Genomic DNA, 10493 nt, shown 5'->3' with positions numbered 1-10493 from the left:
GTCAAGCGATAAGCGATGCAACGTGAAAGAATCGGTGGAGCGGTAGTTCAGTTGGTTAGAATACCTGCCTGTCACGCAGGGGGTCGCGGGTTCGAGCCCCGTCCGTTCCGCCACCCTTATTTAGGGGCGTAGTTCAATTGGTAGAGCACCGGTCTCCAAAACCGGGTGTTGGGAGTTCGAGTCTCTCCGCCCCTGCCATAAATTTAAAACCCTTTGCTTAGGCAAAGGGTTTTTTTTATCTCTCTTTTCAGCGATGGATAAAGAGATAAGCGGCTTTTTAGCGAGTCGTCTTTGAAATCCTGAGAGCAACAGACTCCCGCTACCATCCAGCTCCCGCTACCATACAACTCTTGCCACCATCCAAGCTATAAGGGAACACTTAGTCATTTGATTTATCGATGATCTATTGGAATAACTCAAGCAGTGTTCAAATTAGAACCATCATCCTTGAATCCCCTTATTGTCTTGAATCACCTTATTGTCTTGAATCACCTTATAGTGTTGCTGCTTTACCGCATGCAAGTGGGTTATCTGCCAACTTATTCCCTCAGTTGTTTGACCTTGTAAACAGTTGTTTGACCTTGTAAACGCCACTAGATGGCATATTTACCGCCTACTCAGCATTTGAATGAGCTTGGGTATCGCTGGCACTGTTCAAGGGTATTTCCAGTAGCTGAGAGATTAATGGCCGCTGATCACTGTTTTGCAGCCAGACGGCGTACAACGGACGAATAACCGGTGGGACCTCGGCAATCGCGAGCAATTGTGGGTACTCTTGTTCCCACTGACTGGGAAGGAAAGCGCATCCCCCGGTGGTCTGCAGTAATTGGTAAGCCAAGTGTGCTGACGTGGTGGTAAGTACCGGCATATTATCGCCCTCCAGCATGTGACTTTGTTGCTGGTGAAAATCGGCTCCCCATTCCAGCTTGATGTAAGGCATCGGGGTTTGCTTGTTGTGTAATGCCGATGAAAATAGACGTAACGAGAAGTTCCCCATTAACTGGCTTGCTAACTCATCCATTTTTGGCGGTTCGGTGGTGATCAGTAAGTCGAGTTGCCTTTCATGGAGTTGTTTTACCAGTGAGTCGCGTAACGCTATCCTGGCTTCAAGCTGTAGGGCTTCACGCTGCTGGTAGAGTGATTGTAACCAAGGGGTCAAGCAGGCCTCCCAGAGCGCTGCTGTCGCACCTATCGACAGTTCAGTGTGCTGTAGCGATCTAACGACCTCTTTTTTTGCCAGTTGCCAGGTATTCATCAGGTCTTCTGCGTAGGGTAACAATCGTTCCCCGGCGGGCGTCAGACGGATGTTATTACGGTGTCGGGTAAATAAATTCGTACCTAATTGATTTTCAAGCTGGCGGATACGAAAACTTACCGCAGATTGCGTTAAGTATAGGGATTCCGCTGCTCGGCCAAAGTGACGCGTTCTACTGACCTCCAGAAAGGTTTTCAGTAATTCGGTATCCACACCCATCTCCAATTTTTTTTGTCGTTAAGATTTAAATGTTTTGTTTTACACAGTCTCAAGCCTATCTAATACTCCGCGCCATAAGTAGCAAGGCTATAAGAGAATTAGGAGCGTGTCAGATGGCGGATAGCTTCATCACGAACAATCGTTTTTTTGATAATAAACACTATCCTCGCGGGTTTTCCCGTCACGGCGATTTCACCATTAAAGAAGCGCAATTGCTAGAGCGCTTTGGGTATGCGTTCAATGAGTTGGATTCTGGTAAACGCCAGCCAGCGACCGAAGAGGAGCGGCAGTTCGTTGCTGTGTGTCTTGGCGAGCGTGAACCGGTGACGGAACAAGAAAAAGTATGGTCGAAATATCTGGCGCGTATTCGCCGCCCGAAAAAATTCCATACCCTGTCTGGTGGCAAACCACAGGCTGATGCGGTAGAAGACTACACTGAAAGCGACGATTAATCATCATGGGGCCCTCGGCCCCATTTTTACGCCAGGCTACGGTGCAATTGTAGCAACAGGCGATCCATTCTGCGGTAGCTCAGCGCTTCACTGAGGTGGCGTTTATCGATATCTTTTTCCCCTGCCAAATCTGCCAGCGTGCGAGCCACTTTCAATATTCGATGCCAGGCACGAACTGATAATCCCAGTTTATTTAGCGTTTTTTCCAAAAACTCCGCATCTGCGGTGAGTAAATGACAATCGCGGTCTATTTCACGATTGTTCAATAACGCGTTTACTTTCCCTGCCCGTTCCAGTTGGCGCTCGCGTGCTTGTAATACTCGCTGGCGGACCTGTAGGCTGCTTTCCCCAGCATGGCGCTGCTTACCGAGCATACCTGGCGGTAATAGTGGTACTTCAATGGATAAATCAAATCGATCAAGAAAGGGGCCTGAGAGCCGCCCGAGGTAACGTAAGATCTGTTGTGGTGGTGTGCGGTTATGAACGCCTTGGTAGTGCCCGGTTGGGCTAGGGTTCATTGCGGCAATCAATTGTACCCTGGCAGGGAACCGCACTTTGGCCGCAGCACGTGAAATTATAATTTCACCGGATTCCAGGGGTTCACGCAATGCATCCAGTACCCGGCGTTCGAATTCCGGTAACTCATCAAGAAACAGCACGCCATTATGGGCCAGCGATATCTCCCCGGGGCGTGGTAACGTTCCGCCACCAACCAATGCGGCCATTGATGCGCTGTGGTGTGGGGCACGAAATGGCCGTTGGTGCCAGGGTAAGGTTTCATCTGGGTTATGCAATAAACTGGCAATGGCGACGCTTTCCAGTGCCTCCTGGTCGCTTAATGGGGGTAATAGTCCATTAAGACGGCTAGCCAGCATGGTCTTGCCGGTACCTGGTGGGCCGAGCAGCAATAGGTTATGGCCACCCGCTGCCGCGATTTCCAGTGCTCGTTTAGCTTGTTCCTGGCCGATAACCTCCTGCAGGTCTGCACCTTCAGTTGAGATTGGGCTAGTAGGCTGCGCAACAGCGAATGCGAGTTCTTTTTTACCCTGCAAGAATGCACAGACATCCAGTAAATGTTCCGCTACGCGGGTTTGGTTGTTTGGCAGTAGCCCGGTCTCTTTACCGTTAGCGGTGGCCAAAATCAGTTCGCGCTTGGCCTCAGTTGCCGCAATTGCGGCGGGAATGGCCCCGTAGACGGCGCGTAATGCACCGGTAAGCGCTAATTCGCCGAGGAACTCGTAATCAGCCAGCTTATCTTTGGGGAGCTGTTGTGACGCGGCGAGAATACCTAATGCAATAGGCAAGTCATAACGCCCCCCTTCTTTGGGGAGGTCAGCCGGGGCCAGGTTGATGGTGATGCGCTTAGCGGGGAAGGTGAACCCATTATTGATTAATGCACTGCGTACTCGATCACGGGCCTCTTTTACTGTTGTTTCCGGTAGGCCAACCAAGGTGAGGCCAGGCAAGCCATTACTGATATGAACTTCTACCATGACCGAGGGCGCCTGCACACCGATTATGGCGCGGGTATAAATGACTGCCAGTGACATATTATTCTCCTTGCTGATGGCAATATCATGCGCGATGTCTCAGGCGCTGGCTGTTGGCGTGTGATTAACTTGCGAAGTAACAGGAAATCAAAATTGATTTATTGCTGTGAGCTGCTAGGTTTTTTCTAAGCAGTTCGCATGTGAGGTCAGTCGCTAGCGGGTTTAGGGTTCGGCACTGTTGAGTTTTCACTATTGCCAGGTATTTTCGGGGGCAGGAATAGCAGGCCACTATCCCGCTTTATTGATTGAATTTATGGCAGTTTTTATCCGGTGTTTTTAGTTTGAGTCGAATAATAGCGCAAAAAAAAGTTGCCATTTCACTCGTGACTGTGATAACTCTGTATACATCGGTTCAAGATGAATACAGTGAACAACTCGATTATGAAAGCCCTAGCCCAAGTGATTAGCCTAGTCGTGATTAGTGTGGTGGTGATTATTATCCCACCGTGCGGGGCGGCACTTGGACGAAGAAAGGCTTAGAAAACAAGCCGGAATCGCAAGATAACCCCCGTACCCAAAAGTTCGGGGGTTTTTTTATGCCGAAAGAAAAGGACATAAGGAGCAGAGGATGAGTCACAGAATAAACTGCACTTCCCACAGCAATGTGAGGAAACAGCCATGAATGGTGCCCAGTGGGTAGTTCAAGCATTGCGAGCTCAAGGCGTGGATACGGTATTCGGCTATCCGGGTGGGGCTATCATGCCAGTGTACGATGCGCTATATGATGGTGGAGTCGAACACTTACTATGCCGTCATGAACAGGGGGCAGTGATTGCGGCGATTGGTTACGCCCGCTCCAGCGGTAAAGTGGGGGTCTGTATTGCGACTTCCGGCCCTGGGGCCACTAACCTGATCACCGGTTTGGCCGATGCGCTGCTTGATTCAGTACCGGTGGTCGCCATCACGGGTCAGGTAGGTTCTGCGTTTATTGGTACCGACGCGTTTCAGGAAGTCGATGTTCTGGGTCTTTCTTTGGCTTGTACCAAGCACAGTTTTCTGGTGGAGTCGCTGGAAGCCCTGCCAGGTATTATGACGGAAGCCTTTGCCATTGCTACCAGTGGCCGTCCTGGCCCGGTGTTGATCGATATCCCCAAAGATATCCAATTAGCACAAGGCGATTTACCGCCTCATTTGAGCCCGGTGGAAGATACACTGGCGCAGCCCACCGCTGAACTGGCTGCTGCGGCACAATTGCTGACACAAGCGAGAAAGCCGATGCTGTATGTGGGGGGCGGAGTCGGCATAGCACAGGCAGTAGCGGAACTGCGCGAGTTCACTGCTATTACACAAATCCCAACCGTGGTGACCTTGAAAGGCTTGGGGGCTGCAGATGCCAATTCTCCATACTACCTTGGCATGTTGGGTATGCACGGGACTAAAGCCGGCAACTTTGCTGTCCAGGAGTGCGATTTGTTGATTGCGGTTGGTGCTCGTTTTGATGATCGGGTGACCGGCAAGCTGAATACTTTCGCGCCCGAGGCCAAGGTGATCCATATGGATATTGACCCCGCGGAGATGAGCAAACTACGTCAGGCGCATGTTGCTCTACAAGGGGATTTGAAAAAATTGCTGCCGGTATTGCAGCAACCGTTGAATATCTCCCCTTGGCTGCAACGAATAGCGGAACTGAAAGAAACCCATCCTTGGCGCTATGATCACCCCGGCCAACCCATCTACGCCCCGCTGTTACTTAAACAATTGTCTGAACGTATGCCTGCTAACGCCGTCGTCACAACCGATGTGGGTCAGCACCAGATGTGGGCAGCACAGCACATGAGCTTCACGCGGCCAGAGAATTTCATTACTTCCAGTGGATTGGGGACCATGGGCTTTGGTATTCCTGCGGCGGTGGGTGCCCAGATGGCGCGTCCGGAAGATACGGTGATCTGTGTCTCTGGAGATGGTTCTTTTATGATGAATGTGCAAGAGCTGGGGACGATAAAACGAAAACAGTTGCCGTTGAAGATTGTGTTACTGGATAACCAGCGTTTAGGGATGGTTCGCCAGTGGCAACAACTGTTTTTTGATGGACGTTACAGCGAAACCAACCTTTCCGATAACCCCGATTTTCTGATTCTGGCCAGCGCATTCGGTATCCCGGGCCAACGCATTACCCGCAAAGATCAGGTTGCAGACGCACTTGACGCTTTATTTAACAGCCAAGGGCCTTATCTGTTGCAGGTTTCCATTGATGAACTTGAGAACGTCTGGCCATTGGTCCCGCCAGGTGCAGGTAACGAAACCATGTTGGAGAAAGTATCATGATGCAGCATCAACTCTCGATCCAGGCCCGCTTCCGCCCTGAAACATTAGAGCGGGTACTGCGCGTTGTACGTCATCGTGGTTTCCAGGTCTGCGCGATGAATATGGCAACAGAAATTAACGGCGACGAAATTAATATTGAATTGACAGTTGCCAGCCAACGTCCTGTAGATTTACTGTCATCCCAGTTAAGTAAGTTGATGGATATCTCCAGTGTTGAGATCCAGCAGCAAACCGCACAACAGATACGTGCCTGATGGCGCAAGAAGGAATAGAACATGACCAAGAAAGCCGATTACATTTGGTTCAATGGCGATATGGTTCCCTGGGCGGATGCCAAGGTACACGTAATGTCACATGCGTTGCATTATGGGACCTCGGTGTTTGAAGGTGTACGCTGCTATGATTCCTATCTGGGCCCGGTTGTCTTCCGCCATCGTGAACATATGCAACGTCTGCATGATTCGGCAAAAATTTATCGTATGCCAGTGGCGCAAACTGTCGATGAACTGATGGAAGCCTGCCGAGCAACACTGCGTAAAAACAATCTGGTGAGTGCTTATATTCGTCCGCTGGTGTTTATTGGTGATGTGGGGATGGGGGTCAATCCGCCAGATGGCTATAAAACTGACGTGATTATTGCTGCATTCCCTTGGGGGGCTTATCTGGGGGAGGATGCATTGGACCAAGGTATTAATGCGATGGTCTCTTCCTGGAACCGTGTGGCACCCAATACGCTACCTACCGCTGCTAAAGCCGGTGGCAACTATCTTTCCTCCTTGCTGGTGGGCAGTGAAGCTCGCCGCCATGGTTATCAGGAAGGCATTGCACTCGATGTTCATGGTTATATCTCTGAAGGGGCGGGGGAGAACTTGTTTGAAGTGAAAGACGGTGTCCTGTTTACCCCGCCGTTTACCTCTTCTGCTCTACCGGGTATCACCCGTGATGCGATCATTAAACTGGCGCAAGATATGGGCTTTGAAGTCCGTGAACAGGTGCTTTCCCGCGAGTCGTTATATTTGGCCGACGAAGTGTTTATGTCCGGTACTGCGGCAGAAATTACCCCGGTACGTAGTGTGGATGGCATTCAGGTAGGGATCGGCAAGTGTGGCCCTATCACCAAACAGATCCAGCAGGCGTTCTTTGGCCTGTTTACCGGCAAGACCGACGATAAATACGGCTGGTTGGATCCGGTGAATCAATAACAAACTGTCCGCCGCATCGTCAAGATGCCGTGGTTATACCCAAGTTGATGTCAGTGACGGCTTGTCGCCCTTTCGACGTCACTTGGGGGATATAAATAATATATTTGGAGTAAAGAAAGCATGCCTAAGTACCGTTCTGCCACCACCACCCACGGCCGCAACATGGCGGGAGCTCGCGCTTTGTGGCGCGCCACGGGGATGACCGACGCTGATTTCGGTAAACCGATTATTGCGGTGGTCAACTCCTTTACCCAGTTTGTTCCAGGCCATGTGCACTTGCGTGATCTGGGCAAATTGGTCGCGGAACAGATAGAAGCTTCTGGTGGGGTAGCCAAGGAATTCAATACCATCGCCGTGGATGATGGTATCGCTATGGGCCATGGTGGCATGCTTTACTCTCTGCCGTCCCGCGAGCTGATTGCTGATTCCGTGGAATATATGGTGAATGCCCATTGCGCTGATGCCATGGTGTGTATCTCTAACTGTGACAAGATCACCCCAGGAATGCTGATGGCCTCACTGCGCCTCAATATTCCGGTAGTCTTTGTTTCAGGTGGCCCAATGGAAGCGGGGAAAACCAAACTTTCAGACCAAATCATCAAGCTGGATTTGATCGATGCGATGATCCAGGGGGCCAACCCAAATGTCAGCGATGCTGACAGTGAACAAATCGAGCGTTCTGCTTGCCCAACTTGTGGTTCCTGTTCGGGCATGTTTACCGCTAACTCAATGAACTGCCTGACAGAAGCGCTTGGCTTATCACTGCCGGGTAATGGGTCGCTGCTGGCGACTCACGCTGATCGTAAAGAGCTGTTCCTGAATGCGGGGCGGCGCATCGTTGATTTATGCAAACGTTACTACGAGCAAGATGATGCCAACGTACTGCCACGCAGTATCGCCAACAAGGCGGCATTCGAAAACGCCATGACGTTGGACATTGCCATGGGTGGCTCCACCAACACCGTTCTGCACTTGCTGGCAGCGGCGCAGGAAGGTGAGATTGATTTCACCATGGCGGATATAGACCGGCTCTCCCGCAAGGTACCGCACTTGTGCAAAGTGGCACCCAGTACGCAAAAATACCATATGGAAGATGTGCACCGCGCTGGTGGTGTATTGGCGATTCTGGGGGAGTTGGACCGTGCCGGTTTGCTAAACCGTGATGTCAACAACGTCCTGGGGTTGAAGCTGCCTGAAACATTGGAAAAATACGACATCGTGCTGACCAAAGATGATGCCGTGAAAAAGATGTTCCGCGCCGGGCCAGCAGGTATTCGTACTACTCAGGCATTTTCGCAGGATTGCCGTTGGGATACCTTGGATGATGATCGTGTTGAGGGTTGCATCCGCTCGCTGGAGAATGCGTTCAGCCTGGAAGGTGGACTGGCGGTGTTGTTCGGCAATATGGCAGAAGATGGCAGTATCGTCAAAACCGCGGGTGTGGATAAGGACAACCTGATATTCCGTGGGCCGGCAAAAGTGTATGAGAGCCAGGACTGTGCCGTTGAGGCTATCCTGGGGGGCAAAGTGGTGGCCGGTGATGTGGTGGTTATTCGCTACGAAGGGCCAAAAGGCGGGCCGGGCATGCAAGAAATGCTCTACCCGACAACCTATCTGAAGTCCATGGGGTTAGGTAAAGCCTGTGCGTTGATCACCGATGGTCGCTTCTCCGGTGGTACATCCGGTTTATCAATTGGTCACGTTTCCCCTGAGGCGGCCAATGGCGGCTTGATTGCGTTGATCGAAGAGGGCGACATGATCGACATTGATATTCCGCAACGCAGTATGGTGCTGGATGTCCCAGAGAGTGTTCTGGCGGCGCGTCGTCAGGCGGAACTGGCTCGTGGTGAAGCAGCTTGGACACCGAAAGCCCGTGAGCGTCAGGTGTCCTATGCGCTACGTGCTTATGCGTCGTTAGCGACCAGCGCTGATAAAGGTGCGGTCCGTGATAAAAGCAAGCTAGGAGGCTAATGACGATGGCGGTATCTCAACCCTTACCCGAAGCTCCTTGTGGCGCGGAATATTTGCGAGCGGTTCTCCGCTCGCCCGTTTACGAGGTGGCGCAGGTTACCCCGTTAGAGCCAATGGACAAAATCTCTTTACGCCTTGGTAATACCATTCTGGTCAAGCGTGAGGACCGCCAGCCAGTGCATAGCTTCAAATTGCGTGGGGCCTACGCGATGATTGCCAGCCTGAATGATGAGCAAAGAGCCCGTGGTGTAATCACGGCTTCTGCGGGTAATCATGCGCAAGGGGTGGCGTTTTCCGGTAACCGCCTGGGGATCCGTACCCTTATTGTGATGCCAGTCGCCACCGCTGATATCAAAGTTGATGCGGTGCGTGGTTTCGGTGGTGAAGTGCTGTTGCATGGTGCCAATTTTGATGAAGCCAAAACCAAGGCGATTGAACTTGCCGAGCAACAGGGTATGACTTTTGTACCCCCCTTTGATCATCCGGCGGTGATTGCCGGGCAGGGTACGCTGGCCATGGAGTTGTTGCAGCAGGATGCCCATCTGGATCGGGTTTTTGTACCGGTTGGCGGCGGCGGCTTGGCCGCTGGGGTGGCAGTACTGATCAAACAGTTGATGCCACAAATCAAAGTGATTGGCGTGGAGGCAGAGGACTCTGCCTGTTTGCGTGCCGCATTGGATGCGGGTCACCCGGTTGATCTGGCGCGTGTTGGCCTGTTTGCCGAAGGGGTCGCTGTAAAACGTATTGGTGATGAACCCTTCCGTTTGTGCCGTGAGTATCTCGATGATGTGATCACCGTTGATAGTGATGCCATCTGCGCTGCTGTGAAAGATCTGTTCGAAGATGTGCGAGCGGTTGCTGAGCCCTCGGGAGCTTTGGCGTTGGCGGGGTTGAAGAAGTATGTGCAGCAGCACCATATTCAGGGTGAACGGCTGGCGCATGTTCTTTCTGGTGCCAATGTGAATTTCCACGGCCTGCGCTATGTCTCTGAACGTTGCGAATTAGGTGAACAGCGTGAAGCTCTGTTGGCCGTGACCATCCCCGAGCAGAAAGGGAGCTTTCTGAAGTTTTGTCAGTTATTGGGCGGTCGCTCAGTAACCGAGTTTAACTACCGTTACGCGGATGCTCGCAACGCCTGTATCTTTGTCGGGGTCCGATTGACCCGAGGGCGTGTTGAGCGTCAGGAGATCATTGATCTGTTAAGCCATGGGGGTTATCAGGTAGTGGACCTGTCTGATGATGAGATGGCGAAACTGCATGTACGCTATATGGTGGGGGGCCGCCCGACAAAACCGTTGCATGAGCGGTTGTACAGTTTCGAATTCCCGGAATCGCCAGGGGCACTGCTTAAGTTTTTGCAAACCTTGGGGACTTACTGGAATATTTCCCTGTTCCACTATCGTAGCCACGGTACTGACTTTGGCCGCGTACTGGCAGGTTTTGAGCTTTCCCAAAACGAGCCGGAGTTTGAACAACATCTGACCGCCTTGGGTTACGATTGCCACAATGAAACCAATAACCCGGCATTCAGTTTCTTTCTGCAGGGATAACATCTATACCCAAGTTCAATAAAGTTGCA

General features: G+C 51.6%; 9 protein-coding genes and 2 tRNA genes. 9 read left to right on the top strand and 2 right to left on the bottom strand.

The annotated features are described in order from the left end of the window. The first annotated feature begins 36 nt into the window (after nucleotides 1-36). Both AC2A06_RS10550 and AC2A06_RS10545 read left to right on the top strand, forming a co-directional pair. A tRNA-Asp gene (locus AC2A06_RS10550) sits at nucleotides 37-113 on the top strand. A 9-nt stretch (nucleotides 114-122) separates the two neighbouring features. Then, nucleotides 123-198 (top strand) — tRNA-Trp (locus AC2A06_RS10545). 415 nt (nucleotides 199-613) lie between these two features. Here AC2A06_RS10545 and hdfR read toward each other — a convergent pair. Continuing rightward, nucleotides 614-1468: an HTH-type transcriptional regulator HdfR gene (gene hdfR, locus AC2A06_RS10540; protein WP_484380228.1), complete on the bottom strand. Its 855-nt coding sequence runs from the start codon at nucleotides 1466-1468 to the stop codon at nucleotides 614-616. 119 nt (nucleotides 1469-1587) lie between these two features. Between hdfR and AC2A06_RS10535 the strand changes: the two genes are divergently transcribed. After that, nucleotides 1588-1926, top strand: coding sequence for a MaoP family protein (locus AC2A06_RS10535; RefSeq protein ID WP_116731982.1), 339 nt, complete (start codon nucleotides 1588-1590; stop codon nucleotides 1924-1926). A 26-nt stretch (nucleotides 1927-1952) separates the two neighbouring features. Here AC2A06_RS10535 and AC2A06_RS10530 read toward each other — a convergent pair whose 3' ends face one another. Next, nucleotides 1953-3476 carry a YifB family Mg chelatase-like AAA ATPase gene (locus tag AC2A06_RS10530; protein ID WP_484380227.1) on the bottom strand — a complete coding sequence of 508 codons (1524 nt, stop codon included), beginning with the start codon at nucleotides 3474-3476 and terminating at the stop codon, nucleotides 1953-1955. A gap of 381 nt (nucleotides 3477-3857) precedes the next feature. On the opposite strand from AC2A06_RS10530, the gene ilvL reads away from it, so the two are divergent. The 6 genes from ilvL to ilvA all read left to right on the top strand — a co-directional run bounded on the left by ilvL (nucleotide 3858) and on the right by ilvA (nucleotide 10464). Beyond that, a complete protein-coding gene (ilvL, locus tag AC2A06_RS10525; protein ID WP_071681478.1) occupies nucleotides 3858-3956 on the top strand; it encodes an ilv operon leader peptide in 99 nt (32 codons plus the stop codon). Between the two features lie 138 nt (nucleotides 3957-4094). Beyond that, the gene (gene ilvG / locus AC2A06_RS10520; protein WP_484380226.1) at nucleotides 4095-5741 is read left to right on the top strand and encodes an acetolactate synthase 2 catalytic subunit; all 1647 of its coding nucleotides are present in this window, start codon (nucleotides 4095-4097) and stop codon (nucleotides 5739-5741) included. Beyond that, nucleotides 5738-5995 carry an acetolactate synthase 2 small subunit gene (gene ilvM / locus AC2A06_RS10515; protein ID WP_023489247.1) on the top strand — a complete coding sequence of 86 codons (258 nt, stop codon included), beginning with the start codon at nucleotides 5738-5740 and terminating at the stop codon, nucleotides 5993-5995. The genes ilvG and ilvM overlap by 4 nt, the downstream gene beginning before the upstream one ends. A gap of 21 nt (nucleotides 5996-6016) precedes the next feature. Further along, on the top strand, nucleotides 6017-6943 hold the full coding sequence (locus AC2A06_RS10510; RefSeq protein ID WP_473196523.1) for a branched-chain amino acid transaminase: 927 nt from the start codon (nucleotides 6017-6019) through the stop codon (nucleotides 6941-6943). A gap of 120 nt (nucleotides 6944-7063) precedes the next feature. After that, nucleotides 7064-8914 (top strand): dihydroxy-acid dehydratase, encoded by a 1851-nt coding sequence (gene ilvD / locus AC2A06_RS10505; protein WP_484380225.1) that lies wholly within the window; start codon nucleotides 7064-7066, stop codon nucleotides 8912-8914. A 5-nt stretch (nucleotides 8915-8919) separates the two neighbouring features. Then, nucleotides 8920-10464: a threonine ammonia-lyase, biosynthetic gene (ilvA, locus tag AC2A06_RS10500; RefSeq protein ID WP_484380224.1), complete on the top strand. Its 1545-nt coding sequence runs from the start codon at nucleotides 8920-8922 to the stop codon at nucleotides 10462-10464. Nucleotides 10465-10493 lie beyond the last annotated feature (29 nt).

This window comes from Serratia sp. HNCC26DJ244 (genome assembly GCF_057180565.1).
This window is presented reverse-complemented; position numbering and strand designations above follow the sequence as displayed.